At 64.7% G+C, this 25,349-nt stretch carries 35 protein-coding genes; 5 read left to right on the top strand and 30 right to left on the bottom strand.

The features are described 5' to 3' along the window. Nucleotides 1-89 precede the first annotated feature (89 nt). Nucleotides 90-824: an SDR family NAD(P)-dependent oxidoreductase gene (locus tag IEW01_RS03265; protein WP_188526154.1), complete on the bottom strand. Its 735-nt coding sequence runs from the start codon at nucleotides 822-824 to the stop codon at nucleotides 90-92. Nucleotides 825-936: 112 nt separating this feature from the next. Here IEW01_RS03265 and argB point away from each other — a divergent pair, with 112 nt between their 5' ends. Genes argB through IEW01_RS03250 form a run of 3 tightly spaced genes read left to right on the top strand, consistent with a single transcriptional unit; the run spans nucleotide 937 to nucleotide 2,935 of the window. Beyond that, the gene (gene argB / locus IEW01_RS03260; protein WP_188526153.1) at nucleotides 937-1,800 is read left to right on the top strand and encodes an acetylglutamate kinase; all 864 of its coding nucleotides are present in this window, start codon (nucleotides 937-939) and stop codon (nucleotides 1,798-1,800) included. Beyond that, nucleotides 1,800-2,435 (top strand): ferredoxin, encoded by a 636-nt coding sequence (locus IEW01_RS03255; RefSeq protein ID WP_229738029.1) that lies wholly within the window; start codon nucleotides 1,800-1,802, stop codon nucleotides 2,433-2,435. The genes argB and IEW01_RS03255 overlap by 1 nt, the downstream gene beginning before the upstream one ends. Beyond that, nucleotides 2,432-2,935, top strand: a complete 504-nt coding sequence (locus IEW01_RS03250) for a SixA phosphatase family protein (protein WP_188526152.1) — start codon at nucleotides 2,432-2,434, stop codon at nucleotides 2,933-2,935. The genes IEW01_RS03255 and IEW01_RS03250 overlap by 4 nt, the downstream gene beginning before the upstream one ends. Nucleotides 2,936-2,987: 52 nt before the next feature. Here the strand turns inward: IEW01_RS03250 and IEW01_RS03245 are convergent, their stop codons facing one another. From IEW01_RS03245 to rplO, 17 genes are all read right to left on the bottom strand, one after another. Beyond that, complete coding sequence (locus IEW01_RS03245; protein WP_188526151.1) at nucleotides 2,988-3,773, bottom strand: amino acid ABC transporter ATP-binding protein; 786 nt, start codon at nucleotides 3,771-3,773, stop codon at nucleotides 2,988-2,990. 13 nt (nucleotides 3,774-3,786) lie between these two features. Then, a complete protein-coding gene (locus tag IEW01_RS03240) occupies nucleotides 3,787-5,268 on the bottom strand; it encodes an amino acid ABC transporter permease (protein WP_188526150.1) in 1,482 nt (493 codons plus the stop codon). A gap of 1 nt (nucleotide 5,269) precedes the next feature. Beyond that, on the bottom strand, nucleotides 5,270-6,538 hold the full coding sequence (locus IEW01_RS03235; RefSeq protein ID WP_188526149.1) for an amino acid ABC transporter permease: 1,269 nt from the start codon (nucleotides 6,536-6,538) through the stop codon (nucleotides 5,270-5,272). Nucleotides 6,539-6,665: 127 nt separating this feature from the next. Continuing rightward, entirely contained in the window at nucleotides 6,666-7,682 is a 1,017-nt protein-coding gene (locus IEW01_RS03230) for an amino acid ABC transporter substrate-binding protein (protein ID WP_188526148.1), read from the bottom strand. 203 nt (nucleotides 7,683-7,885) lie between these two features. Beyond that, complete coding sequence (locus tag IEW01_RS03225; RefSeq protein WP_188526147.1) at nucleotides 7,886-8,605, bottom strand: ATP12 family chaperone protein; 720 nt, start codon at nucleotides 8,603-8,605, stop codon at nucleotides 7,886-7,888. Then, complete coding sequence (locus tag IEW01_RS03220) at nucleotides 8,602-9,285, bottom strand: HAD-IA family hydrolase (protein WP_188526146.1); 684 nt, start codon at nucleotides 9,283-9,285, stop codon at nucleotides 8,602-8,604. The genes IEW01_RS03225 and IEW01_RS03220 overlap by 4 nt, the downstream gene beginning before the upstream one ends. After that, entirely contained in the window at nucleotides 9,276-10,331 is a 1,056-nt protein-coding gene (locus IEW01_RS03215; protein ID WP_188526145.1) for an RluA family pseudouridine synthase, read from the bottom strand. The genes IEW01_RS03220 and IEW01_RS03215 overlap by 10 nt, the downstream gene beginning before the upstream one ends. Next, nucleotides 10,328-10,708 carry a fluoride efflux transporter CrcB gene (gene crcB, locus IEW01_RS03210; RefSeq protein WP_188526144.1) on the bottom strand — a complete coding sequence of 127 codons (381 nt, stop codon included), beginning with the start codon at nucleotides 10,706-10,708 and terminating at the stop codon, nucleotides 10,328-10,330. The genes IEW01_RS03215 and crcB overlap by 4 nt, the downstream gene beginning before the upstream one ends. Before the next feature lie 31 nt (nucleotides 10,709-10,739). Beyond that, nucleotides 10,740-12,050, bottom strand: a complete 1,311-nt coding sequence (locus IEW01_RS03205; RefSeq protein ID WP_188526143.1) for a replication-associated recombination protein A — start codon at nucleotides 12,048-12,050, stop codon at nucleotides 10,740-10,742. A 132-nt stretch (nucleotides 12,051-12,182) separates the two neighbouring features. Then, the gene (locus IEW01_RS03200) at nucleotides 12,183-12,794 is read right to left on the bottom strand and encodes an autoinducer binding domain-containing protein (protein ID WP_188526142.1); all 612 of its coding nucleotides are present in this window, start codon (nucleotides 12,792-12,794) and stop codon (nucleotides 12,183-12,185) included. Between the two features lie 224 nt (nucleotides 12,795-13,018). Further along, nucleotides 13,019-13,447, bottom strand: coding sequence for a 50S ribosomal protein L17 (gene rplQ / locus IEW01_RS03195; protein ID WP_188526141.1), 429 nt, complete (start codon nucleotides 13,445-13,447; stop codon nucleotides 13,019-13,021). Between the two features lie 143 nt (nucleotides 13,448-13,590). Further along, nucleotides 13,591-14,607: a DNA-directed RNA polymerase subunit alpha gene (locus IEW01_RS03190; RefSeq protein ID WP_188526140.1), complete on the bottom strand. Its 1,017-nt coding sequence runs from the start codon at nucleotides 14,605-14,607 to the stop codon at nucleotides 13,591-13,593. Between the two features lie 108 nt (nucleotides 14,608-14,715). Beyond that, a complete protein-coding gene (rpsK, locus tag IEW01_RS03185) occupies nucleotides 14,716-15,105 on the bottom strand; it encodes a 30S ribosomal protein S11 (protein ID WP_188526139.1) in 390 nt (129 codons plus the stop codon). A 15-nt stretch (nucleotides 15,106-15,120) separates the two neighbouring features. Continuing rightward, the gene (gene rpsM / locus IEW01_RS03180; protein WP_188526138.1) at nucleotides 15,121-15,489 is read right to left on the bottom strand and encodes a 30S ribosomal protein S13; all 369 of its coding nucleotides are present in this window, start codon (nucleotides 15,487-15,489) and stop codon (nucleotides 15,121-15,123) included. Between the two features lie 228 nt (nucleotides 15,490-15,717). Beyond that, a complete protein-coding gene (locus IEW01_RS03175; protein WP_188526137.1) occupies nucleotides 15,718-16,359 on the bottom strand; it encodes an adenylate kinase in 642 nt (213 codons plus the stop codon). Beyond that, entirely contained in the window at nucleotides 16,356-17,723 is a 1,368-nt protein-coding gene (secY, locus tag IEW01_RS03170) for a preprotein translocase subunit SecY (protein WP_188526136.1), read from the bottom strand. Before secY ends, IEW01_RS03175 begins: the two co-directional genes overlap by 4 nt. 102 nt (nucleotides 17,724-17,825) lie before the next feature. Then, on the bottom strand, nucleotides 17,826-18,296 hold the full coding sequence (gene rplO / locus IEW01_RS03165) for a 50S ribosomal protein L15 (protein ID WP_188526135.1): 471 nt from the start codon (nucleotides 18,294-18,296) through the stop codon (nucleotides 17,826-17,828). A 196-nt stretch (nucleotides 18,297-18,492) separates the two neighbouring features. Between rplO and IEW01_RS03160 the strand changes: the two genes are divergently transcribed. Next, entirely contained in the window at nucleotides 18,493-18,957 is a 465-nt protein-coding gene (locus IEW01_RS03160; RefSeq protein ID WP_188526134.1) for an MAPEG family protein, read from the top strand. Nucleotides 18,958-19,601: 644 nt separating this feature from the next. On the opposite strand, the gene rpmD is transcribed toward IEW01_RS03160, so the two are convergent. The 11 genes from rpmD to rpmC all read right to left on the bottom strand — a co-directional run bounded on the left by rpmD (nucleotide 19,602) and on the right by rpmC (nucleotide 23,914). Further along, on the bottom strand, nucleotides 19,602-19,790 hold the full coding sequence (rpmD, locus tag IEW01_RS03155) for a 50S ribosomal protein L30 (RefSeq protein WP_188526133.1): 189 nt from the start codon (nucleotides 19,788-19,790) through the stop codon (nucleotides 19,602-19,604). A 5-nt stretch (nucleotides 19,791-19,795) separates the two neighbouring features. Next, nucleotides 19,796-20,374, bottom strand: coding sequence for a 30S ribosomal protein S5 (gene rpsE / locus IEW01_RS03150; RefSeq protein ID WP_188526132.1), 579 nt, complete (start codon nucleotides 20,372-20,374; stop codon nucleotides 19,796-19,798). A 138-nt stretch (nucleotides 20,375-20,512) separates the two neighbouring features. Further along, the gene (gene rplR, locus IEW01_RS03145) at nucleotides 20,513-20,872 is read right to left on the bottom strand and encodes a 50S ribosomal protein L18 (RefSeq protein WP_188526131.1); all 360 of its coding nucleotides are present in this window, start codon (nucleotides 20,870-20,872) and stop codon (nucleotides 20,513-20,515) included. An 11-nt stretch (nucleotides 20,873-20,883) separates the two neighbouring features. Beyond that, nucleotides 20,884-21,417, bottom strand: coding sequence for a 50S ribosomal protein L6 (gene rplF, locus IEW01_RS03140; protein ID WP_188526130.1), 534 nt, complete (start codon nucleotides 21,415-21,417; stop codon nucleotides 20,884-20,886). 10 nt (nucleotides 21,418-21,427) lie between these two features. Next, nucleotides 21,428-21,820 carry a 30S ribosomal protein S8 gene (gene rpsH, locus IEW01_RS03135; protein ID WP_188526129.1) on the bottom strand — a complete coding sequence of 131 codons (393 nt, stop codon included), beginning with the start codon at nucleotides 21,818-21,820 and terminating at the stop codon, nucleotides 21,428-21,430. A 10-nt stretch (nucleotides 21,821-21,830) separates the two neighbouring features. Continuing rightward, nucleotides 21,831-22,136: a 30S ribosomal protein S14 gene (gene rpsN, locus IEW01_RS03130; protein WP_188526128.1), complete on the bottom strand. Its 306-nt coding sequence runs from the start codon at nucleotides 22,134-22,136 to the stop codon at nucleotides 21,831-21,833. A 21-nt stretch (nucleotides 22,137-22,157) separates the two neighbouring features. Continuing rightward, entirely contained in the window at nucleotides 22,158-22,721 is a 564-nt protein-coding gene (rplE, locus tag IEW01_RS03125; protein WP_188526127.1) for a 50S ribosomal protein L5, read from the bottom strand. Further along, nucleotides 22,721-23,026, bottom strand: coding sequence for a 50S ribosomal protein L24 (rplX, locus tag IEW01_RS03120; protein ID WP_188526126.1), 306 nt, complete (start codon nucleotides 23,024-23,026; stop codon nucleotides 22,721-22,723). Before rplX ends, rplE begins: the two co-directional genes overlap by 1 nt. Then, nucleotides 23,026-23,394: a 50S ribosomal protein L14 gene (gene rplN, locus IEW01_RS03115; RefSeq protein ID WP_011567679.1), complete on the bottom strand. Its 369-nt coding sequence runs from the start codon at nucleotides 23,392-23,394 to the stop codon at nucleotides 23,026-23,028. The genes rplX and rplN overlap by 1 nt, the downstream gene beginning before the upstream one ends. Before the next feature lie 67 nt (nucleotides 23,395-23,461). After that, nucleotides 23,462-23,692, bottom strand: coding sequence for a 30S ribosomal protein S17 (rpsQ, locus tag IEW01_RS03110; RefSeq protein WP_188526125.1), 231 nt, complete (start codon nucleotides 23,690-23,692; stop codon nucleotides 23,462-23,464). A 15-nt stretch (nucleotides 23,693-23,707) separates the two neighbouring features. Continuing rightward, nucleotides 23,708-23,914 (bottom strand): 50S ribosomal protein L29, encoded by a 207-nt coding sequence (gene rpmC, locus IEW01_RS03105; RefSeq protein WP_188526124.1) that lies wholly within the window; start codon nucleotides 23,912-23,914, stop codon nucleotides 23,708-23,710. A 249-nt stretch (nucleotides 23,915-24,163) separates the two neighbouring features. On the opposite strand from rpmC, the gene IEW01_RS03100 reads away from it, so the two are divergent. Further along, the gene (locus tag IEW01_RS03100) at nucleotides 24,164-24,787 is read left to right on the top strand and encodes a TIGR02466 family protein (RefSeq protein ID WP_188526662.1); all 624 of its coding nucleotides are present in this window, start codon (nucleotides 24,164-24,166) and stop codon (nucleotides 24,785-24,787) included. 3 nt (nucleotides 24,788-24,790) lie between these two features. On the opposite strand, the gene IEW01_RS03095 is transcribed toward IEW01_RS03100, so the two are convergent. Then, nucleotides 24,791-25,270, bottom strand: coding sequence for a hypothetical protein (locus IEW01_RS03095; protein WP_188526123.1), 480 nt, complete (start codon nucleotides 25,268-25,270; stop codon nucleotides 24,791-24,793). Nucleotides 25,271-25,349 lie beyond the last annotated feature (79 nt).

The raw sequence follows: 25,349 nt of genomic DNA, 5'->3' as shown, positions 1-25,349 counted from the left end.
CTTGCAGGCTGGCCAGCGCCTCCGGGGTCGGCGACGGGCGGTTTCCGGTTTCGCGGCTCCGCCCTGCTTCGCTTCCGCTCTCCCCTGGCTCAGACATGCTGCCCCCCGTTCACCTCGATCTCCGTGCCCGAGATATAGGATGAGGAATCCGAGCACAGGAAATAGATCACGTCGGCCACTTCTTCCGGCTGACCGAGGCGGCGCAGTGGCAATTGCTCAACGATCTTCTCGGTTCCCCGGCTCAGAATCGCGGTCTTCACCTCGCCCGGCGCGATGGCGTTGACCCGCACGCCGAGGGGGCCGAAATCATGCGCCATTTCCCGCGTCAGTGCGGCGAGCGCCGCCTTCGAGGTGGCATAGGCCGCGCCCGCGAAAGGGTGGACCCGGCTGCCCGCGATCGAGGTGACGTTGACCACCGAGCCCTGCGCCGACGCCAGCTCGTCTTTCAGCCCGCGCGCGAGCACCACCGAGGCGAAGAAATTGACGTGGAAGACATGGCCCCAATCGCGCAGATCGGTGTTGAGGGTCGACAGCCGCTCGCCATCGGGGCCCTTCGGCGAAATCCCGGCGTTGTTCACCAGCGCGTCGAGATGGCCGCCCAGCTTTTCCTGGATCAGGCCGACGGCGTTGATCGTGTCGGCGGGATCGGCAAGGTCGATCTGAACGTGGTTTTCCGCGCCGCCGCCCCAAGGGCATTGCTCGGGAAAAGGGTGGCGCGAACAGGTGATCACCCGCCACCCTTCGCGGTTGAACTTGCGCACGGTGGCATGGCCGATGCCCCGGCTCGCGCCGGTCAGCAGCAGCGTTTTCTGTCTGTCGCTCATAGCCTGGCCCCTTTTTCGCTCAGCCTAGCGCAAGCCCGGGCGGAGGCAATGCCCCTTGGCAGCCGGGCGTGGCGCGGGTAGACGAAGGGCACAGCCCGCCCGAGGAAGACTGATGAGAAAGCAGACCATGCAGCGAGACTGGATCGCCACCGCCCGCACCCTGAACGAAGCCCTGCCCTACCTGCAGCGCTACGAGGGCGCGACCGTCGTCATCAAGTTCGGCGGCAACGCCATGGGCGACGACGAGGCGATGAATTCCTTTGCGCGCGATATCGTGCTGATGCGGCAGGTGGGGGTGAACCCGGTCGTGGTGCATGGCGGCGGACCGATGATCAACGATCTGCTCAAGCGGCTCAATGTCTCGAGCGAATTCGTGCACGGCAAGCGCGTCACCGACGCGGCAACGATGGAAGTGGTCGAGATGGTGCTCGCCGGCCGGGTCAACAAGCGCATCGTGCAGGCGATCAGCGACGCCGGCGGGCGCGCGGTGGGCCTCACCGGCAAGGACGCAAAATTGATGGTCTGCGACCAGACCGACCCCGACCTCGGTTTTGTCGGCACACCGTCCGAGATGGACCCGACGGTGCTCACCAAGCTGTTCGAGGCGGAGATCATCCCCGTCATCGCGCCGATAGGCATGGGCCGCAACGGCGAGACCTTCAACGTCAACGGCGATACCGCCGCTGGCGCGGTGGCCGCCGCGCTGAAGGCCGACCGGCTCCTGCTGCTGACCGACGTGGAAGGGGTGAAGGATCAGGACGGCAAGGTCATCACCGAGCTCAAGGCCCACGACATCATTGATCTTACCACCGCGGGCGTGATCGCGGGCGGCATGATCCCGAAGACCGAAACCGCGCTAATGGCGCTCAACGGCGGCGTGCGCGCCGTGGTCATCCTCGACGGACGCACGCCCAACGCCTGCCTGCTCGAACTGTTCACCGAGCACGGCGCGGGCTCGCTGATCCGCCAGGGCTGATGACGCCCCCGAACGAACCAAGCCATGCCGACGACGCGGCCCGGCAGCACCTCGAATTGATCGGCGCCGCGCCCGATGGCGGCGCGACCGTGCTGCTTCTTGCCCCGCGCGAGCCCGGCTTCTGGCCCGCTTTCACCGCCGCGCCCGAGTATTCCGACGGCGCGCCCGATCCGCTCGACCGCTGGTCGAAACGCGTGATCGGCGCGCTGGCCGACGCCTGGGACGGTGAGGCGGTGTTTCCCTCCGACGGGCCGCCGTGGCCGCCGTTCATCGCCTGGGCGCTGGCCACGGGCCGGGTCTGGCCCTCGCCTGTCGGGCTTCTGGTGCATGATCGGCTGGGGCTGTGGCTGTCGTTTCGTGGCGCGGTGCGCCTGCCCGGTGCTGTTGCCCTGCCGGGCGGCGAGAACCCCTGCGAAACCTGCGCCGACCAGCCCTGCCGCACCGCCTGCCCGGTCGGCGCGCTCGCGCCCGAGACCTACGACGTGGCGGCTTGCCGCGGCTTTCTCGACACCGCCGCCGGCACCGACTGCCACGAGCGCGGCTGCGCCGCTCGGCGCGCTTGCCCCGTCGGGCAAGCATACGGTAGGAACGAGGGGCAATCCCGTTTCCACATGAAGGCGTTTCACCCGCGATGACCTTGCGTCTGATCCTTACCCGCCATGCCAAGTCATCGTGGAGCGATCCGATGATGGACGACCACGAGCGCCCGCTCAACAACCGGGGCCGGGCCTCGGCGCAGGCGGTCGGCGCCTGGCTCGCGGCCCGCGGCTACGTGCCCGACGAGGCGCTGGTTTCCTCTGCCACGCGCACCCGCGAAACCTGGGAGCTGATCGCAGGGGCCTTCGATGCGGCCCCCGCTGCGGTGATCCGGCCTGATCTCTATAACGCCGAGCCCGAGGGCATGCTGGCGGCGCTGCGCGAAGCCACCGGCCGGGTGGTGATGATAGTGGCGCATAATCCCGGTGCGGCCTATTTCGCGCAGGGCATCGTCGAGGTGCCGCCCCCCGATGCGCGCTTCGGCCGCTACCCCACCGCTGCCACCACCGTCATCGACTTCGAGTTCAGCGACTGGGGCGGCGTGGTTTGGCGATCGGGCCGCATCGTCGACCTGGTCTTTGCCCGCGATCTGATCTGAACGCGAAAGGGCGCACCCGAAGGCGCGCCCTTCCCGAACCAGTTTGCCCGGCTCAGAGAATCTGGCTGAGGAACAGCTTGGTGCGGTCAGACTGCGGGTTGTTGAAGAACTCGCTGGGCGCGTTCTGCTCCACGATCTGGCCTGCATCCATGAAGATGACCCGGTTGGCGACCTGCTCGGCAAAACCCATCTCGTGCGTCACCACGAGCATGGTCATGCCCTCCTCGGCGAGCGAGATCATCGTGTCGAGCACCTCCTTGATCATCTCCGGGTCGAGCGCCGAGGTCGGCTCGTCGAACAGCATGATCCGCGGCTTCATGCAGAGCGACCGCGCGATCGCCACCCGCTGCTGCTGACCGCCGGAGAGCTGGCCCGGATACTTCAGCGCCTGCTCGGGGATCTTGACCTTTTCGAGGTAGTGCATCGCGATTTCCTCGGCCTCCTTGCGGGGCGTCTTGCGCACCCAGATCGGGGCGAGCGTGAGGTTGTCGAGCACCGTGAGGTGCGGAAACAGGTTGAAGTGCTGAAACACCATGCCGACTTCCGAGCGCACCTTGTCGACGTTCTTGAGGTCGGACGAAAGCTCGATGCCATCGACGACGATGCCCCCCGCCTGGTGCTCCTCCAGCCGGTTGATGCAGCGGATCAGCGTCGATTTCCCCGAGCCCGAGGGGCCGCAGATCACGATCCGCTCGCCCTCGTAAACCGTGAGGTCGATGTCGCGCAGCACGTGGAACTGGCCGTACCACTTGTTCATGTTGCGGATTTCGATCGCCACCCGGTCGGAGACCTGCATGTGCGAGCGATCGACATCGCGTTCCAGTTCGAAGGTGGACATGTGGGGTTCTCCCTTAACGGTGATCCGTGCGCAGGCGGCGCTCGAGATACATGGAATAGCGAGACATCAGGAAGGTGATGATGAAGAACAGGAAGGCGATGAAGCCGTAAAGCTCCCAGACGATCCCGTTCCAGGCCACGTCAGCCCTGATCGAATTCGAAAGCCCGATCGGATCGAGCAGGCCGATGATCGAGACCAGCGTGGTATCCTTGAACAGCCCGATGAAGACCGAGACGATCCCGGGGATCGAGATTTTCAGCGCCTGCGGCATGATAATCAGCCGCTGCGCCTTCCAGTAATCGAGGCCCAGCGCGTCGGCGGCTTCATACTGCCCCTTGGGCAGCGCCGCGAGCCCGCCGCGCACCACCTCGGCAATGTAGGCGGCCGAGAACAGCGTGGCCATGATGATGACGCGCAGGATGATATCGAAGTTGGTGCCCGGCGGCATGAAGACGTTGAGCAGGAACGAGGCCACGAACAGGAGCGTGATCAGCGGCACGCCCCGGATGAACTCGATGAACCCCACCGACATCCACTTGACGAGCATGAGGTCGGACTGGCGGCCAAGCGCGAGCACGATGCCCAGCGGCAGCGAGACCGAGATCGCCACCACGCCGATGGTGACCGAAAGCAGGAGGCCCCCGAAATTGCGGCTTTGCACCGGCTCGAGCCCGACCGGGAGAAGCCCGTGCAATCCCGCAGCCACCGGGCCCACGAGGAACAGCCACCAGACGACGGCGGCCACCACGCCAAGGATCATCGCCACCAGGCTTCCGGCCACCGGCGCGAGCACGCGAAAGGCGCCCCAGCCGACGACGAAGCCGAAGGCGGTGGCGATCGGTGCCCAGACCGTGCCGCCCCAGAGCAGCCACGGCATGATGAACACGAATGCCGCCGAGAACATGAGCGGGTTGGGCAACCGCCTTGCCCCGGCCTTGATCTCGTCGGCGCGGTCCGAAACCTTTGTTACCAGGATCAATCTGCCGATCCAGATCATCGCGACCACGAGCAGAACCTGCGCAACCACGGCCAGCCAGCCGGAGGCGACGAACAGGGTGGTGACAAACAGCACCAGCGCGAGCAGGAACCAGTTCCACCGCCGCGAGATCATGTTGAACAGCACCGGGATCAGCGCCACGAACATCAGCACGAAGGCAAGGATCGGCCGCCAACGCTCTTCGACCGGGTAGAAGCCGAAGAGCATCTGCGGCCAGCGTTCGTTGATCACCCCCCAGCAGGCGCCGCTTTCCTTGCCGGCAGCCCCGATCATTTCGCGGCACTGGCCGAGCGACGTGCCATTCCACGTCGGCGACCAGAACCACGGTATGAAATGGCTGAGCACCCAGTAGATGAAGGCCAGCGAGGCCAGCGTGAGAACCGAGTTGGAGAGGCCGTTGAACAGGTTTTCGCGGATCCACCCGATCACCCCCGTGGTGGAGAGCGGCGGATCTCGCTCGGAAAGCATCTCGGTGCGGACATAGGACAGATCGGTCATATCAGCGCTCCTGGAGCTTCACGGAATTGTTGTAGACGTTCATCGCCCCCGAGATCACCAGCGAGATCACGAGGTAGATCAGCATGGTCATCAGCACCGTCTCGAGCTCGCGGCCGGTCTGGTTGAGGGTGATCCCCATCAGGGTGCCGGTGATATCCATGTAGCCCACCGCGATGGCGAGCGAAGAGTTCTTGGTGAGATTGAGGTATTGCGAGATCAGCGGCGGCACGATCACCCTCAGCGCCTGTGGCAACACCACGAGGCTCATGATCCGGCGCGGGCGCAGGCCCAGCGCGGCGGCGGCCTCGGTCTGCCCCTTCGAGATCGCGAGAATGCCCGCGCGCACGATCTCGGCGACGAAGGCGGCGGTGTAGAGCGAAAGCGCAAGCCAGAGCGCGATCAGCGAGTTGCGCATGTAGGTGCCGCCCTGGAAGTTGAAGCCTCTGAGCTCCGGGTATCCGAAGTGCAGCCCGAGACCGGCGAGCAGCGCCGCCGTGGGCAGCACGATCACCCCGAAGCGCCAATGCCAGGTGCGCGGCCGAACCCCGGTCGCCGCCTGGATCCGGTCGGCGCGCTTGGCGAACAGCCCGGCGAGGAGCACACCGGCCAGGAGCGTCGCCATGATCGCGATGAGGTCGAGGCTCACGTCGAAGCGCAGCGGGGATTGGCCGAAAAGACTGACGTCGCCGAGGCTGCGCGAAAACAGCGGCTCGGGAATATAGAAACCCCGGTTGGTCAGCGCCACGGTGTCGCCCAGCAACATGCTCGCTTCGGGCGTGTCGCCCCTGAAATCACGCGGCGCGGGCAGCGTTTCGATCAGGATCGCCATGGTGAAGACGATCCAGAGCAGCACCGGCACGTTGCGGAAGATCTCGACGTAGACCGTCATCAGCCGGGCGAGGATCCAGTTGTTCGAAAGCCGCAGGACACCGACGATAACCCCGACAACCGTGGCCGCGATACAGCCCATGATCGCCACGATCAGGGTATTGAGCAGCCCAACGAATGCCGCGCGCAGGTTGCTGTCCTGGTTGGTATATTCGATGAGCATCTGGTTGATGTCATAGCCCGCGGGCTGGGTGAGGAAGCGAAAGCTCGGTTCCTTGCCGAGATCGGCCAGGTTCTGCGCGGTGTTGTTGAGCAACCAGCCAATCAGCGTGAGAAATCCAATGAGCGCAACGATCTGGATGGTAATCGACCGATAGCGGCTGTCGTTGAGCAACATCGACAGACGAAACGACTCCTTGGGCGGGTCGGTCAGTGTCGTCATGTAATATCCCCGTCGTCCCGGTGCGGGTCACGCGCGGCACCGCGCCAACGCCCGGGTGTTTGCTTATGCGTTTTGTCGCCTGGATCGGAAAAGGGCGCGGCCAGTGCCGCGCCCTTCGCCACTGTTCTTAGCGGAACGGCGGGGCGTAGAGGATGCCGCCGTCACGGTATTGGGCGTTCAGCCCGCGCGCGAGGCCGATCGGGGTATCTTCGCCGATGTGGCGCGCGAAGATTTCGCCGTAGTTGCCGTTTGCCTTGATGGCACGCACGGCCCACTCGGCGTCGAGGCCGAGCATCTCGCCGAGGTTGCCCTCGGTGCCGAGCAGACGGTTGATCTCGGGGTTGTCGGTGCCCTTGAGCAATTCGTCGATGTTGGCCGACGTCACGCCGTATTCCTCGGCGGCGATCAGCGCGTTGAGGCTCCAGCGCACGATGTCGGCCCAATCGTTGTCACCGTGGCGCACCAGCGGACCGAGCGGCTCTTTCGAGATGATCTCGGGCAGGATCACGTGCGCGGTCGGATCTTCGAAGGTGGCGCGGGTCGCGGCGAGGCCGGAGGCATCGGTGGTGTACACGTCGCAGGCGCCGGCCAGATACTGCTGCTGGGCCTCCGCGTTGGTCTCGATCGGCACCGGCTCGTAGCTCATGCCGTTCACGCGGAAGTAGTCGGCGAGGTTGAGTTCGGTGGTGGTGCCGGTCTGGATGCAGATCGTGGCGCCATCAAGCTCCTTTGCCGAGCTCACGCCAAGCTCCTTGGGCACCATGTAGCCCTGACCGTCGTAGTAGTTCACGCCGATGAAATCGAACTTGAGGTCAACGTCGCGCGAGAAGGTCCAGGTGGTGTTGCGCGCGAGCATGTCGATCTCGCCCGAGGCGAGCGCGGTGAAGCGGGTCTTGCCGGTGGTGGGAACGAATTCCACGGCCATCGGATCGCCCAGCGTGGCGGCGGCAACGGCACGGCAGACGGAAACGTCGAACCCCTGCCACTCGCCGCTGGCATCCGGCGATGCGAAGCCGGGCACGCCGGTGGCCACGCCGCAGTTCAGCTTGCCGCGTGCCTTGACGTCATCCAACGTCGCTGCCGACGCCGCGCCAGCCGAAAAGCCGGCAGCCATCAGGGCGCCAAGAATAACGGTTCTTTTCATGTTTACCTCTTCCTGATTATCGCCCTGTCAGGGGCGTCTCGTTTACCGGCATCGCGCCGGGAGCAATTTCGAAGCGGGATTCCCCCCTCCATGAAACAAGTTTGGGCGGATTCCGTCCAATCGGTCAAGTCTGCCGTCGAGATCAGCCTCGGGCTAAGACCAAGCATTTTCATGGAATTTCGCGTCGGACGGGCGGCTGGCGATCAATCGTCACGCTCAAGGAGTGAAAAAAACCGCGCGGCATCGAGAAATGCCTGTTTTTTCAGCGCGGTGTGTTCCGCCGCTTCCTCGTCTTCGCCCCATTGCGCCTGCTGCCACGCCTCGTCGATGCGGGAGATCTCCCAGATCTCTTCCGGATCCTTCAAGCGATGCACCGTCGCGAACCCGAGGATCAGCGACCCGCTGAGCGCGACAAGATCGTGAAACCCCGCAAGCGAAAACGCGTCGAAGTCCCGCGTTTGCGCGGCGAGGCGGGTCATCGCCTCGGCGTCTTGCGGTACCGGAACGATGCCCGTGGTCGCCCGCAAGCGCGCGCCAAGTTGGATTGCCGCCCAGTCGAGAAACGGGTCCCAGGCCTTTGCCTGCCGGTCCACGAGCCCCTCTGGCGCTTCGGCGCGGTAGCACAGCAGATCGGTCTCGCCATAGGCCGCGATCATCGCCCCGATCTCTGCATGCTGCGCCGAAACCTTGTCGATGGCCGAATTGACCGTGCGGGTCAGCGGCATGTTCTGCGGCTTCACAAGGCCTTCCTGCGCGTCCCATTCCGCCGCCACCGCCTCGGCCAGCGCCCGCGTCGGCATCACCAGGTCGGCCTTGCCCGGTGTGCGCACCGGGCGGTCGTCGAGCACGACGGTGAAACCGCCTTCCGCGGTTTTCACCGCCGCCTCCGACCAGAACCGTTTTGGCTGCCAGGCGCCGCTCATGCTGAAACCCTCCAGAATTGCTCAAGCACGGCCGGCAGTTGCGCGAAACTCTCGATCACGAACGCCGCCCCGGCCGAATGCAGCGCCTCGGGCGGATGATAGCCCCAGGCCACGCCGATCGGCAGCACCCCCGCGCCGCGCGCCATCTCGATATCGAACGTGGTATCGCCCACCATCACCGCGCGCCCGGGGGCCACGCCGGTTTCCGCCAGTGCCGCCTCCAGCATCGCCGGATGCGGCTTGGAAGGATGAAGGTCGGCGGTCTGGCGGGTGACGAAGAAACGATCGAGATCATGGCCGGCAAAGGCATGATCGAGACCGCGCCGGGCCTTGCCGGTGGCCACCCCCAGCAGCACCTCGGGGCGGGCGTGCAGCGCCTCCACCACGGCGCGTGCACCGGGATAGAGCGGCGAGGCGGCCTCGCCCCCGGTTTCCTCCCGAAGCGCGATGAAGGCCGCGCGGTAACGCGCGACGGTCTCGTCCACGGCGCCCGCGTCAAGCTCGGGCGCGAGCCGGGCCACCGCGTCGTGCAACGAAAGCCCCACCACCGAGAGCACCGCCGCGCGCGCCGGCAATGGCCGGCCCGCATCGGCGAAGGCCCGGTGCATGGCCGTGACGATGATATCCTGGCTGTCGATCAGCGTGCCGTCGACATCGAAGACCACGAGGCTCAGGTCCATCCGCCGTCCTCCGCGAACGGATCTTCCGGCGCGTCCATCTCATCGAACCCGAGCGTCGCCCAGGTCCGCGCCATGTGCTCGGGGAGCGGCGCGGTGAACGTCAGCGGCTTGCCCGTGACCGGGTGGGTCAGGCTGAGCGAGCGCGCGTGCAGGTGCAGCTTGCGCGAAATGTCACCGCCCAGCATCGCGCCCCAACCGTCGCCGAGGTTTTCCTGCCCCGAACCGCCATACTTGCCGTCGCCCACGATCGGGTGGCCCATCTCGGCCATGTGCGCGCGCAGCTGGTGGGTGCGGCCGGTGACCGGCACCAGCGCAACCCAGGCAGCGCGGGTGGCGAGGTTCTGCACCACCGTGTAATCGGTCACCGCGCGCTTGGCGCCGGGCGTGGCGTCAACGTCGGCCGGATGGACGCAGAGCATCTTCTCGCCCTCGCCATGGCCGCCATGCCCGGGCGCCTTCACCAAACCCCACTTCACCGTGCCCCGGCGCGGGCTGGGCACACCGGCCACCACCGCCCAGTAGATCTTGCGCGCATCGCGGGCGCGGAAGGCATCGGTGAGCGCCTTGGCGACGGCCCGGGTGCGGGCCATGATGAGAACGCCCGATGTATCCTTGTCGAGCCGGTGCACGAGGCGCGGCTTTTCCTCCAGCCCGAAGCGCAGCGCCTCGGCCAACCCGTCGACATGACGGGTCTGCTTCGAGCCGCCCTGGCTCGGCAGGCCCGGCGGCTTGTTGAGCGCGATGATGTAATCATCGCGGTAGAGCACCGCGCCCTGGATCATCTTCGCGTCGGCATCCGAAACGCGCGGCGTCTCCGGCTTCGGCGCGGGGGCCGCCTCATCGGGCAGCGGTGGAATACGCACCTCCTGCCCTTCCTCGATCCGCGTCGCCGGCTTCACCCGCCCGCCATCGACCCGGATCTCGCCCTTGCGGCACATCTTCTCGATCCGCCCCTGCGACACATGCGGGAAACGCCGGCGAAACCACCGGTCGAGCCGCTGGTCGCCCTCGCCCGCGGCGACGGTGAGCATCTGCACCCCGCTCATGGCACCAGCACCATGCGGGTGGCGAGGATGCCAAGCGCGATCGCCCCGAGCGACAACGCCACCGAGAGGCCGACGTAGAGCCCGGCCAGCCCGGTCTCGCCGCGCTCGAACAGGGTGAGCGTATCGAGCGAGAAGGCCGAGAAAGTGGTGAAGCCGCCAAGCACGCCCGTCATCAGGAAGGGGGCATAGGCCTGCCCGCCCTTGCGCGCCAGGACCACCACGAGCACGCCCATCAGGAACGAACCCGCCACGTTCACCACGATGGTGGCATAGGGAAAGCCGTGGCCAACCGCGCGGGCCACGATGACGTTGGCAAGGTAGCGGGCCGAGGCGCCGAGTGCGCCGCCGAGAGCCACGGAGAAAAGGGTCAGGTTCATGAGGGCTTCCTTGTCGCTCCGGCGCGACTTGTCAAGTTTGCCGCTTGGCGCGCAGCTTGGCGAACCACTCCACCCGCTTCTTCAGATCACGTTCGAAGCCGCGCTCGGGCGGCAGGTAATAGACCCCGCGCTTCATCGTGTCGGGGAAATAGTTCTGCCCCGAGAAGGCCTCCGGCGCGTCGTGATCATAGGCATAGCCCGCGCCGTAGCCCTGTTCTTCCATCAGCTTTGTCGGGGCGTTCAGGATGTGCTTGGGCGGCGGTTCCGAGCCGGTCTTCTTCGCGGCCGCCGCCGCCTGTTTCTGCGCCACGTAGGCCGCGTTCGATTTCGGCGCGAGCGCGAGATAGATCACCGCCTGCGCCAGCGCCAGTTCTCCCTCTGGGCTGCCAAGGCGCTCGTAGGTTTCCCATGCATGAAGGCAAACGGCATTGGCCTGCGGATCGGCGAGGCCGATATCCTCCACCGCCATCCGGGTAAGCCTGCGGGCCAGGAAGCGCGGGTCCTCGCCGCCCAGCAGCATCCGGTTGAACCAGTAGAGCGCCGCGTCCGGGTCGGAGCCGCGCACCGATTTGTGCAGCGCCGAGATCAGGTTGTAATGCTCGTCGCCCGACTTGTCGTAGCGTGCGGCCCGGCGCATCAGCCGGGTGGAAAGCGCGTCGCGGTCGAGCTTACCGTCGACCTTCCAAGCCATCACTTGCTCGATCAGGTTGAGCAATGCCCGCCCGTCGCCATCCGCCATCTCGATCAGCGCCTCGCGCGCCGGGCCGTCGAGCGGCAGGGCGCGGCCGAGGTCTTTTTCGGCGCGCTGCGCCAGGCGTTCGAGATCGGCCGGGATCAGGCGCTTGAGCACCAGCACCTGCGCCCGGCTCAGAAGCGCGGCATTGAGTTCGAACGAGGGGTTCTCGGTCGTCGCCCCGACGAGCAGGATCGTGCCATCCTCCATGTGCGGCAGGAAGCCGTCCTGCTGGGCCTTGTTGAAACGGTGGATTTCGTCGACGAACAGAAGCGTGCCCTGCCCGTTCGCGCGCCGGTGTTTCGCCGCCTCGAACACCTTGCGCAACTCGGGCACCCCGGTGAAGATCGCGCTGATCTGGACGAAATGCATGTCGGTCTCGCGCGCGAGCAGCCGGGCGATGGTGGTCTTGCCGACGCCGGGCGGCCCCCAGAACACCAGCGAGCCGAGCGAGCCCGAGGCCAGCATCACCCCCAGCGGCCCCTCGGGGCCCAGCACTTCGTCCTGCCCGATCACCTCCGACAGCGCGCGCGGGCGCAGCCGGTCGGCCAGCGGGCGCGGGGCGCCATCGGGCACGGGGCCCGGAACGGTGTCGAAGAGATCGGCCATCGGTGCGAGACTATGCCTGCCGGAGCCCGGTCGCCAGCCCGAATCCCCGCCCCTTCATCCTGGCCCAAATACCTCGGGGGGTGCGGGGGGCAGAGCCCCCCGCCCGGGCCGGATCGCACCGGCGATCCGGGCTCACAGCAACTTGTATTCCTGGGCGCGCTGGATCGCTTCCGCCGTGGTGCGCACGAACAAACGGTCGCGCGCGGAGCGCAGCCGCGCCTTCAGGGCGGATTCGGAAATCCCCAGCAGGGCCGCGGCCTCGGCATGACGATTGCCGCGAGCGATCAGGCGCAGAGCCATGCGCTGCGCCGAGGTGAGTTGCTCGGGCGGCTCGGAAGCGACGTGCAGCTTTTCGACGATCTCCACGATCCGGTCGATTTCATCGTCGCTGTATTCCCGGTCGTCGCGGGCGAACCCCCCGATCGTGCGCGACGAGGTCGGGCCATAGGCCACGACCAGGCCGTATTTCAGGCCATGGCTGCGGGCCTGCCCGAGAATGTCGTGCGGATCAGGCAGATTGACCTGCGACCAGCGGATCGCGCCATCGTTGCCGAAGCCCCAGAACACCGTCGGATCGGCGAGCATGTAACCGCGCTCGGTGTAGATCTCCGTCCAGCGCGGATCATAGGTCTGGATCATCAGGTGCGCCGAGGCGAACCGGATATGCAGCCCGAGCGCATAGCCCTTGGGTGCGAGGTCGGAAAGCTTGGCCAGGCTCCGATCCAATCCGAGCGTGTCGATCATGCGCGTCCTTCACTTCCTGCCCGGGTGCCGGACGGCTCCAGCGCGGCAAACAGGACCATATACAACTTTAGATTGTATTTCGCGGCTTTTTCAACCCATCTTGCCACGACTGGGCCGGTCAAGGCAAAAGAAAGCTTGCACGCGGCGGACAGACGCCGATGCGGGCAACAAAAAACCCTGCGCCGACGAGCGCAGGGCCTTTGTTTAACCGGTCTGGCCGAGGCTCAGTCCTGGCTGAAGGCGGCCTCTTCCTCGGCGGCAACGCGCGCCTTGTCGCCCGCGCCCTTGGCGCTCTCGTCGCGGTCCACCAGCTCGATGATCGCCATCGGCGCCATGTCGCCGTAGCGGAACCCGGCCTTGAGCACGCGGGTGTAGCCGCCGTTGCGCTCGGCGTAGCGCGGGCCGAGCACTTCGAAGAGCTTGGCGACGTGGGCATCCTGCTTGAGCTGGGCCGCGGCCTGACGCCGGGCGTGCAGATCGCCGCGCTTGCCGAGCGTGATCAGCTTGTCGAGCACGCGCTTGAGTTCCTTGGCTTTCGGCAAGGTCGTCTTGATCTGCTCGTGTTCGATCAGCGAGCCGGCCATGTTGGCGAACAGGGCCTTGCGGTGCTCATGGGTGCGGTTGAGGCGACGGTAGCCTTTCGCGTGACGCATGTTTTATCTCCTTGGTCTTCGTTTTGCTTTGTCTGGCGGCCGATGCGTGTGGGCCACTCTCCTTGGGGCGGGATTGCCCGGGTATTGCGGAAGGCGGGTTCCAGCCCGCCCTACCGTAGGCCGGGCCCGAGCCCGGCAGTCTTTCAGAACTGGTCTTCGAACTTCTTGGCCAGGTCTTCGATGTTCTCCGGCGGCCATTCCTCGACATCCATGCCGAGGTGCAGACCCATGCCCGAGAGCACTTCCTTGATCTCGTTGAGCGACTTGCGGCCGAAGTTCGGGGTGCGCAGCATCTCGGCTTCGGTCTTCTGGATCAGGTCGCCGATGTAGACGATGTTGTCGTTCTTGAGGCAGTTCGCCGACCGCACCGAGAGCTCCAGCTCGTCGACCTTCTTGAGCAGCAGCGGGTTGAACTCGAGCCCGTCATCCTCGGCTTCGCGGCCTGCCGATTCCGGCTCCTCGAAGTTCACGAAGATCGAAAGCTGGTCCTGCAGGATGCGCGCGGCGTAGGCGACGGCATCGTCGGGAGTGATCGAACCGTCGGTATCGACCTTCATCGTCAGCTTGTCGTAGTCGAGCACCTGGCCCTCGCGGGTGGGCTGCACTTCATACGACACGCGCTTGACCGGCGAATAGATCGCGTCGATCGGGATCAGCCCGATGGGCGCATCCTCGGGGCGGTTCTTGTCGGCCGAGACGTAGCCCTTCCCGGTATTCACGGTCAGTTCCATGAACAGGTCGGCGCCGTCGTCGAGGTGACAGATCACGTGATCCTTGTTGAGGATCTCGATCCCCGCGCTCTCCGACACATCGCCCGCGGTCACCACCATCGGCCCCTTTGCCGAGATCGAAAGGCGCTTCGGCCCCTCGACTTCCATGCGGATCGCCACGCCCTTGAGGTTCAGCACGATATCGGTCACGTCCTCGCGCACACCGGCAACGGAGGAAAACTCGTGCAGCACGTTGTCGATCTGCACGGAGGTGAACGCCGCGCCCTGCAGGCTCGACATCAGAACACGCCGCAGCGCGTTGCCCAGCGTCAGGCCGAAGCCACGCTCCAGCGGTTCGGCCGTCACGGTGGCCTGACGCGCCGGGTCATTGCCCGGTTTAACGTCAAGCTGTGTCGGCTTGATCAATTCAGCCCAGTTTTTGTGGATCATGCGTCCCTCCATACCAGTCCTGCCTCCATGTCCAAAAGGCAGGACGCCCGAGGTTCAAAATGACGGACTCGGGCCGCGGGAATCCCGGGGCCCGAGCGATAGAATTGTTTACACCCGGCGGCGCTTCGGCGGGCGGCAGCCGTTGTGAGCGATCGGGGTCACGTCGCGGATCGAGGTGATGTTGAACCCCACCGCGGCGAGCGCGCGCAGCGCCGATTCCCGGCCCGAACCGGGGCCCTGAACCTCGACCTCGATGGTCTTCACCCCATGCTCCTGAGCCTTGCGGCCGGCATCTTCGGCAGCCATCTGGGCGGCGTAAGGAGTCGACTTGCGCGAGCCCTTGAAGCCCATCGTGCCCGCCGACGACCAGGCAATCGCGTTGCCCTGCACGTCGGAGATCAGGATCTTGGTGTTGTTGAACGAGGAGTTCACATGCGCCACACCAGCGGCGATGTTCTTGCGTTCCTTGCGCTTGGGTGCGCGTTTATCACGTGCCATGTTTCTTGCCTCCCCTTATTTCTTCTTGCCGGCGATCGCTTTCGCCGGACCTTTGCGCGTGCGCGCATTGGTGTGGGTGCGCTGCCCGCGCACGGGGAGGTTGCGGCGATGGCGCAGGCCACGGTAGCAGCCAAGGTCCATCAGACGCTTGATGTTCATCTGCACTTCGCGACGCAGGTCGCCTTCCACGAGGAAGTTCGCGTCGATATGTTCACGGATGGCAAGCACCTCGGCGTCGCTGAGTTCGTTGACGCGGCGGGAGGTGTCGATATTCACGGCTTCGCAGATCTGTTTCGCGGAGCTCTGACCAATTCCGGTGATGTAGGTAAGGGCGATCGGGACGCGCTTGTGCGTCGGGATGTTCACGCCGGCGATACGTGCCAAGTCTGTCTTCCTTTCGTTGCGGACCCGTAACCCCAGGTCCTTTTTTCACAACGTAAGCCCGCCGGGGTCATCCCTGCGGGCCGCAGCTGAAACTATGATCTGGTGCGGCTCGGGGCGCGACCCCGGACAGCGCCGATTCCCTTGCGGGATGCGGTGCTTTACGAGGGATTGCCGGTGGCGTCAAGGGGCGAGGGGCGCTGGCGCCGACGTCGGCGCCAAGGCACCGGTTCAGCCCAGCACGCCTGCGATCTCGGCCGCCACCTCGTCGATCTCGCCCAGGCCGTTGACCGGCTTCAGATCGCCCTTGGCATAATAGTAGCCGATCAGCGGCGAGGTCTTCTTGTAATACTCCATCAGCCGGGTGCGCAGGCTCTCCTCGTTGTCGTCCGCGCGGCGCTTGAACTCGGTCCCGCCGCAATTGGCGCACTTGCCGTCGGCCGGGATCGGCTTGGTGTTGTCGTTATACACTTCGCCGCAATCGGCGCAGGTCGAGCGCGCCGTGATCCGTTGAACCAGCGCCTCGTCGTCGACCTGCATCTCGATCACCGCGTCGAGCTTGGTGCCGTGGCGCTGCAACAAGTCCCCGAGCGCGTCGGCCTGGGCCAATGTGCGCGGGAAGCCATCGAAGATGAAGCCGCCGCCGTGGTCGCCCTCGAGCTTTTCCTCGATCAGGCCGATCACGATCTCGTCGGTCACGAGCTGGCCCGCGTCCATGATCGCGGCAACTTTGTTGCCCATTTCGGTGCCCGAGGAGCGTGCTTCGCGCAGCATGTCACCGGTGGAAAGCTGGATCATGTTGCGCTCTTCCACGAGCTTGCGGGCTTGCGTGCCCTTCCCCGCGCCGGGCGGTCCCAGAAGAATGATATTCATCGACGCGCCGGTCCCTTCCTTGCCGTCTTGTTTTTGCTGCGCTTGCCGCGAAGCTGCGATTTCTCGATCAGGCCCTCATACTGGTAGGCGAGCAGGTGCGACTGAACCTGGTTGATCGTGTCCATCGTCACCGAGACGACGATAAGCACCGAGGTGCCGCCGAAGTAGAACGGGATGGACCATTGCGACCGCAGAACTTCGGGCAGAAGGCAGACGGCGGCGAGGTAGATCGAGCCCAGCGTCAGGATGCGCACGAGCACGTAATCGAGGTATTCGGCCGTCTTGGCGCCGGGGCGGATGCCGGGCACGAAGCCGTTCTGGTTCTTGAGGTTGTCTGCCACTTCGTCGACCTTGAAGCTCACTTCGCGGGCGTAGAAGAAGGTGAAGAAGATGATCATGCCGGCGTAGAACAACAGGTAGAGCGGCTGACCTGGGCCAAAATAGGCCATCAGCGTCGACATCACCGGGCCCTGCTGGCCGGTGTTGAAGGTCGAGACCGTGGTCGGCAGAAGCAGCAGCGCGGAGGCGAAGATCGCCGGGATCACGCCCGCGGGGTTGACCTTGATCGGCAGGTGCGAGGAACCGCCGTCATAGACCTTCATCCCCACCTGGCGACGCGGATACTGGATGTGGATCTTGCGCAGCGCGCGTTCCATGAACACGACGAAACCGATCACCGCCACCACCATCAGCAGGACGGCGATGATGACCACCGGGCTGATGGCGCCCGAACGCCCCTGGCTGAGGAACTGCGCCGCGGCGGCCGGGATCTCGGCGACGATGCCGACGAAAATGATCAGCGAGATGCCGTTGCCGATACCGCGCGCGGTGATCTGCTCACCGAGCCACATCAGGAACATGGTTCCGCCCACCAGCGTAATGACGGCGGAGGCGATGAAGAACATCCCCGGGCTGGTCGCCAGGTCGCCCGCCTGCAGCGAATTGGCCAGCGCGAAGGCCTGGCCGGTGGCGAGCACCACGGTGCCATAGCGGGTATACTGGTTGATCTTGCGCCGGCCCTGCTCGCCTTCCTTGCGCAGCTGTTTCCACGGTTCGTACATCGTGGCGACGAGCTGGACGATGATCGAGGCCGAGATATAGGGCATGATGCCGAGCGCGAAGACGCCCATGCGCCCCAACGCACCACCGGTGAACATCGACAGGATACCACCGATCCCGGCCTGCGCATCCGACATGAATTCGCGCAGCGCCGCCGCGTCGATCCCCGGCACCGGAATATAGGTGCCGACCCTGTAGATGATGAGCAGGCCGATGGTGAAGAAGATGCGCTGGCGCAACTCGGTGGCTTTGCCAAGCGTCCCCCAGGAGAGGTTCGACGCCATTTGTTCCGCTGCAGATGCCATGAGGCCCCCTGTTCGTGCAAGCGCCGCCGAGGTCGATCCCCGACCCGGCGGCGCTGGAAATCATCTGCTCATGTAAGGGGCCAGACGACCCCCCACAAGCGCTTACTCGGCCGCCGGGGTCGCCACGGTGAGCGAGCCGCCCGCCTTTTCCACGGCCTCGATGGCCGACTTGGAGGCGCCGGTGACGCTGAGCTTGAGCTTGGCGCTGATGTCGCCCTTGGCGAGAATGCGCACGCCGTCGAGCTTGCGGCGGATGATGCCGGCTTCCAGCAGCGTGTCTTCGGTGATCTCGGCCTTGGCATCGAGCTTCTTGGCGTCGATGAATTTCTGGATCAGCCCGAGGTTCACCACGGCGAATTTCTTGCGGTTGGGCTTGTTGAAGCCACGCTTGGGCAGGCGCATGTAGAGCGGCATCTGGCCGCCCTCGTAGCCCGCGATGGCCACGCCCGAACGGGATTTCTGGCCCTTGATGCCGCGTCCGGCGGTCTTGCCGGTGCCGGAGCCGGGGCCACGGCCAACGCGCTTGGCTTTCTTGGTTGCGCCGGGATTGTCGCGCAGTTCGTTGAGTTTCATATCGCTTCTCCTTGGCCGGAAATGCCCCCGAAGCGAAGCGGGGCACACGCGGCGTTTCTTGGTTGTGTGAGTCGGGCCGGTTAAGGGCCACCGGGGGCGTATAGACGCTTGCGCGGGGGGGATCAAGTGGCCCGCGAGGTTGACAGCTGGCCGGATCGGGCCCACGATTTGGCTCCATCTGCATGGGGGTGCACCGATGGACCTGCTCAACCTGGAAAACCCGGTCTTTGTCACCTACGCGATCGCGGCCGCGCTCGGGGTGCTCAAGGTGATGGCCCAAGGCTGGATGACGGTTTACCGCATGATGAAGGTCAGGACCGGCTTCGCCAGCCCCGAAGACCTCCAGCCGGGCCCTCTGAACCGCGCGCCCTCCCCCGAACAACTGGAGATCAACGATTACGTCGACCGTTCCCGGCGGATGCACCGGAACGACCTCGAAAACATCCCCGCGTTCTGGATCGCGGGGCTCCTGTTCGTGCTGACCGCCCCGCCGCTCTGGCTGGCACAGGTGCTGATGTTCGGCTTCGTCCTGGCCCGCGCGGCGCACGCCCTGGCCTACGCGACGAAGCAGAGCCACGAGGTGCGGGCGACGTTCTACACCGTGGGCTCGGTGATCGTGATCGTGATGGCGGCTTGGGTGTTGTGGGCGGTGGTGGTTTAGTGTGCGGATGAAGGCGCACCTTGACTGGCGGTTGTCAGGCGATGGGTCGGCGCGGGCGATATCACGCAGGGTCGAAGGTGCGCGTTCATGCGCACCCTCCCCTTGTTCCAAACCGCATCGCAAACGATCCGGTTCGGTATTGGCGCCCGAATTAGGTGAATCTAGATTAAGGCAAGGTCAGTCATCGTCATCTAGGGTTTGCCTATACATTATTACAGCGACCAGCAAAGTAGCCAGCGCTGCAACTAGATTTGAGAGTTCCGAGAGAAATTGAAGAATGGGCATGATACGCTCCCAACAGAGGATGGGCTCGCATCAAGCGGTCGACTATAGTTCGCATGGCGAAACCTCATCAGGTTGACGTCATGCTCAGTTGTGTGGTTCCGGTAGAGCGTTACCGTTATTGATTTTTTTGTGCCGAACCAAGGCAAAATCTCAAATACCAATTCCTATCCCTGTCAGACTGGCCCTCACTGTCGTTTCAGTGATAACTCAGTTTTCCACATTCTCCATCTGGGAAGGGTTGGCACAGTTTTCAATACCCCTAGACACACAGCCGCCCCGGCCATTCCTGACCGGGGCGTTCCAATTCACTCGCAAATCGCGGGCGCGCGCCCGCGCTTCACGCCGACGCGCGTCGGCGTTTACCCGCGCTCTTCGATGATCTCGACGAGGTGCGGGATCTTGGCAACCATGCCGCGGACGGCGGGGGTATCTTCGAGCTCGCGGGTCTTGTGCATCTTGTTGAGCCCGAGGCCGATCAGCGTGTCACGCTGGACGGCGGGGCGGCGGATCGGCGAGCCGATCTGTTTGACAACGATGGTTTTCGCCATGTCTCTCAAGCCTCCTCAGCAACCTGGCTCGACGCGGCCGGGGCCTCGTCGCGGGCGGGCAGGATGTCGGCCACCTTCTTGCCGCGGCGCTGGGCCACGGAGCGGGGGCTGGCTTCCTTCTTGAGGCCATCGAGCGTGGCCCGGATCATGTTGTAGGGGTTCTGCGACCCGATCGACTTCGACACGACGTCCTTGATGCCGAGCATCTCGAACACCGCGCGCATCGGGCCACCGGCGATGATGCCGGTGCCTTCCGGGGCGGTGCGCAGCACCACGCGGCCAGCGCCGTGGCGGCCTTCGATATCGTGGTGCAGGGTGCGGCCTTCCTTGAGCGGAATGCGGATCATCGCACGCTTGGCGCTCTCGGTGGCCTTGCGGATCGCCTCGGGCACCTCTTTCGCCTTGCCCTTGCCGAAGCCGACACGGCCCTTCTGGTCGCCCACCACGACGAGCGCAGCAAAGCCGAAACGCTTGCCGCCCTTCACGGTTTTCGAGACCCGGTTGATCGCGACCAGGCGATCGGCGAACTCGGGGGTTTCGTCACGGTCGCGGCGCGGGCCGCGGCGGTTGTCACGTTCTGCCATCAGGCATTCCTTTTCGTCGTGGTGCGCATCGCACCGGTTGTTGCCAACCCAAGTGAGCCGCGGGCCCCCGGGTCATCGGGAGGGCGGCCTGCGCCCCCCTCGTTTCGTCTCGGCGACGCCCGAAGGCATCGCCATTTCTCAGAACTTCAGACCACCTTCACGGGCAGCCTCGGCGAGCGCCTTCACCTTGCCGTGGAACAGGAAGCCGCCACGGTCGAAATAGCACTCGTCCACGTTCGCCTTCTTGGCGCGCTCGGCCAGCGCGGCGCCCACCTTGGCGGCAGCCTCCACGTTGTTCTTGCCGGTCGTCCCGAGATCTTTCTCGAGCGACGAGGCGGCGGCGACGGTCACGCCGTTCACATCGTCGATGAGCTGGGCGGAGATGTTCTTGTTCGAACGGTGCACGGTGAGGCGCAGTTTGCCCGAGTTCGTCTTCCGCAGCCGGTTGCGAACGCGCAGGCGGCGCTTCACGAACAGGTCTCGTTTGCTGTTTGCCATTTTTCGCGTCCTTACTTCTTCTTGCCTTCCTTGCGGAAGATATACTCGTCCTTGTAGCGGATGCCCTTGCCCTTGTAGGGTTCCGGCGCGCGCCATTCGCGGATATTGGCCGCGACCTGCCCGACGAGCTGCTGGTCGATCCCCTCGACGACGATCTCGGTGTTCTTCGGCGAGGTGATCGTCACGCCTTCGGGGGTTTCAAAGTTGACTTCGTGGCTGTAGCCGAGGTTCAGCTTGAGCACGTTGCCCTGGATCTGGGCACGATAACCCACACCGGTGATCTCGAGCTCTTTCCTGAAGCCCTCGGTCACACCGGTGACGAGGTTCTGCACCATGGTGCGGCTCATGCCCCACTGCTGGCGCGCGCGCTTCGACGAGCCGCGCGGATCAACCTGCACGGCGTTTTCTTCCACCTTGATGGTGACATCGTCGGTGGCGGTGAAGCTGCGGGTGCCCTTCGGGCCCTTGACCTCGATGGTCTGGCCCGAGACGGACGCCGTCACACCCGAGGGCAGCTGGACCGGCTTTTTCCCAATACGAGACATCTGGCCCTCCTTAGAATACGGTGCAGAGCACTTCGCCGCCGACATTGGCAGCGCGAGCGTTGGCATCCGACATCACGCCCTTCGGCGTCGAGACGATCGAGACACCGAGGCCCTGACGGACCTGCGGGATCTCCTTGGCGCCCATGTAGACGCGGCGGCCGGGCTTCGACACGCGCTTGACTTCGCGGATCACCGGGGTGCCGTCGAAATACTTGAGCGCGATTTCAAGCGTCGGGTGACCGTTGACATCCGTGCCACTTTCGTAGCCGCGGATGTAGCCCTCGTCGGCCAGAACGTCGAGCACCCAGGCACGAAGCTTGGAGGCCGGCGTCGAGACGGTGGATTTGCCGCGCAGTTGCGCGTTGCGGATGCGGGTGAGCATATCGCCGATAGGATCGTTCATCTCTCTCTCCTTACCAGCTCGATTTCACCAGGCCCGGGATCTGGCCGTGCGAGCCGAGATCGCGCAGCGCGATCCGGCTGATCTTGAGTTTGCGATAATAGGCGTGCGGACGGCCGGTGAGCTGGCACCGGTTGTGCAGCCGCGTGGCCGACGAGTTGCGCGGCAGTTTCGCCAGCTTCAGAGAGGCGCGGAAGCGCTCCTCCATCGGGCGATCCTGGTCGTTGATGATCTCTTTGAGCGCGGCGCGCCTGGCGGCGTATTGCTCCACCAGCTTCTGACGCTTGGCCTCGCGGGCAATCATGGATTTCTTAGCCATCTGTCAAGTTCCTCCGGCGGATCAGCTGTTGAAAGGCATGTTGAAGTGCTTCAACAGCGCCTTGGCTTCCGCGTCGGTCTTCGCGGTGGTCGTGATCACGACGTCCATGCCCCAGACTTCATCGACCTTGTCGAATTCGATCTCGGGGAAGACGATGTGTTCCTTGATGCCCATGGCATAGTTGCCGCGGCCGTCGAAGGAGGTGCCCGAAATACCGCGGAAGTCGCGGATACGGGGCATCGCGATGGTGATCAGGCGATCGAGGAATTCATACATCCGGTCGCCCCGGAGCGTGACCTTGGCGCCGAGCGGCATGCCTTCGCGAACGCGGAAGCCGGCGATCGACTTTTTCGCCTTGGTCACAACGGCCAGCTGGCCGGCGATCTTGGTGAGATCTTCCTGGGCCGACTTGGCCTTCTTGGTGTCTTTCACCGCCTCGGTGCCGCAGCCGATGTTCAGCACGATCTTTTCGAGACGCGGGATCTGCATGTCGTTCTTGTAGCCGAACTCTTCTTTGAGGGCGGCGCGGATCTCGTCCTTGAAGACCGTCTTCAGGCGGGGGGTATAGGTCGCAGCGTCAAGCATCAGATCACATCTCCCGTGGTCTTGGCGAAACGCACCTTCTTGTCGCCATCCATGCGGAAGCCGACGCGGCTGGGTTTGCCGTTCTTGTCCAGGATCGCCAGGTTCGAGATGTCGATCGGCATCGCCTTCGGCACCCGACCGCCTTGGCTGGTCTGGCTTTGCTTGGTGTGACGGATGGCGACGTTCACGCCATCCACGATCGCCTTGCCGTCCTTGGGCATCACGCGGGAGATTTCACCCTGCTTGCCCTTGTCCTTGCCGGCGAGCACGACAACCTTGTCGCCTTTTTTCAGTTTCGCGGCCATCACAGCACCTCCGGCGCGAGCGAGATGATCTTCATGAAGTTCTTCGCACGCAGCTCACGAACCACCGGCCCGAAGATACGGGTGCCGATCGGCTCGTTGTTGTTGTTGAGGATCACGGCGGCGTTGCGATCGAAGCGGATCGCGGTGCCGTCTTCGCGGCGCACTTCCTTGGCGGTGCGCACGACGACGGCCTTGCGGACGTCGCCCTTCTTCACCCGGCCACGCGGGATGGCTTCCTTCACCGAGACGACGATGATGTCGCCGACGGAGGCGTATTTACGCTTGGAACCACCCAGGACCTTGATGCACTGAACCCGGCGAGCGCCGGAGTTGTCAGCGACATCCAGATTGGTCTGCATCTGGATCATGTGGTTTCTCCTGACCTTTGGGGTAACGACCCCATGGTTTCGATCAAACCGGGATGTGACCCCCGCCTCAGGCGGTGATCACCTCCCAGCGCTTGGTTTTCGACTTCGGCGCGCATTCCTGAATGCGCACCGTGTCACCGGCCTTGAACGTGTTGTTCTCGTCGTGGGCGCGGTATTTCTTGGTCGAGCGAACCGTTTTCTTCAGCAGCGGGTGCTTGAAGCGGCGTTCGACACGCACGGTCACGGTCTGGGCGTTGGCGTCCGAGGTCACGGTGCCTTGCAGGATACGTTTGGGCATCTGTCAGGCCTCCTCTTACGCTTCGCCGGCCGCGGCAGCGGCCTTTTCGGTCAGGATCGTCTTCACGCGTGCCGCGTCACGGCGCACCTTGCGCACGCGGGCGGAGTTTTCCAGCGCGCCGGTGGCTTGCTGGAAACGCAGGTTGAAGCTTTCCTTTTTCAGCTCGGCCAGCTGCTCTTTGAGCTGGTCCGGCGTCTTGTCACGCAGTTCCTTGGCGTTCATTCGCCTTTTCCTTTCTCAACATCACCGGGGCGCCCTTCCCGCTCGCGAATGCGCACGTACAGGTCACGCCGAATCCGGTGGAGTCCGTGTGAAGGCTGCGCAATACGCGGGTTCACGCGGGAAAGCAAGCCCCTTGGGCGGGTTTTCGCGGAGGGCGTGGACGCGGGCGCGCGGCGGCGTCCAGAACCCGGCGACAGATGAGAACAAATGACACTCGCGCCGTTACCAGCATTGCGCTATCACCTCGCCATGGCCGATATCAAATCCCTCTTCGTGACCCGCCTTTACCGCGCCGCGCTCTCCGAGCACGGGCCCGCCGTCGACTCCGACGCGCTCGAAGCCGAGTGCCTTGCCATCGCCGAAGATGATGAGGCGGGGCAGCTCTGGTCGGCCGAGAACGGATACCCGGGCTATACCTCCTATGCCTCGCTCGCCGACCTGCCCTGGCGCTCGCCGGTGTTCGCCGATGTGAAAGCGGCGCTCGATGCGCATGTGGTGGCCTTCGCGGAAGACCTCGAGTTCGATCTCGACGGCCGCGCGCTGGTGCTGGAAGACCTCTGGATCAACATCCTGCCGGAAGGCGGCACCCATGGCAGCCACATTCACCCCCATTCGGTGATTTCCGGCACCACCTACGTGGCGATGCCCGAGGGCGCCTCGGCGCTGAAACTGGAAGACCCGCGCTCGGCCCGGATGATGGCCGCCCCGCCGCGTCGCAAGGACGCCCGCGAAGAGCTGCAAACCTTCGTCTACGTCAAACCGGTCGTGGGCGACGTGCTCTTGTGGGAAAGCTGGTTGAGGCACGAAGTGCCGCTGAACATGGCGGACGACGAAGAGCGGATTTCGGTGAGTTTCAATTATCGCTGGGAGTGACGTCTATTCCCCTGCGGTGGCCGCGAATCCTGACATCAACTTTTCCAACCCGGCGATGAGCCGTTCGCGGTCCGGTCCGACGCGTTCGGGCAGGTCCGCCAGCACCTCGTCGGCGACCTCTTGCGAAACCTCCATGACTTCCCGTCCATACGTTTCCGCATCGCCGCCTGGGTTTTCCTCGAGCCATGCCTGGTAATCCGCGTATTCGAACCCGACGGCGGCCGCGAGCCCGACGAACGGCAGAACCGTCACCACACGACGCAATCGCGCCTTGGCCTTTTCCTTCGTGCGAGCTTTGGCAACGGCGCGCCGTTCTTCGGCCTCCGATTTCACCTCGTTTGTTGCAACCGCGGCCGTCACTGCGGCGGCGCGCCAGATCGGCTGAAAAACGAAGTTGAGCACCCCAAGTGCCAGATTTCCCGCAACACTGAGGACCAGGAGAAATGCCAGATTCAGGCGGAGGAACAGAAGAATGCGTTTCACGTGATGAGAATATCCCAAGGCCGGAGCAGGTCCAACGATGTTCTTGACTGGAACCGCGCGCTGGAGCCGGGTGCGGGGC

It is taken from the genome of Sinisalibacter lacisalsi, assembly GCF_014640115.1.
GTDB classification, from domain to species: Bacteria; Pseudomonadota; Alphaproteobacteria; order Rhodobacterales; family Rhodobacteraceae; genus Sinisalibacter; species Sinisalibacter lacisalsi.
This window is presented reverse-complemented; position numbering and strand designations above follow the sequence as displayed.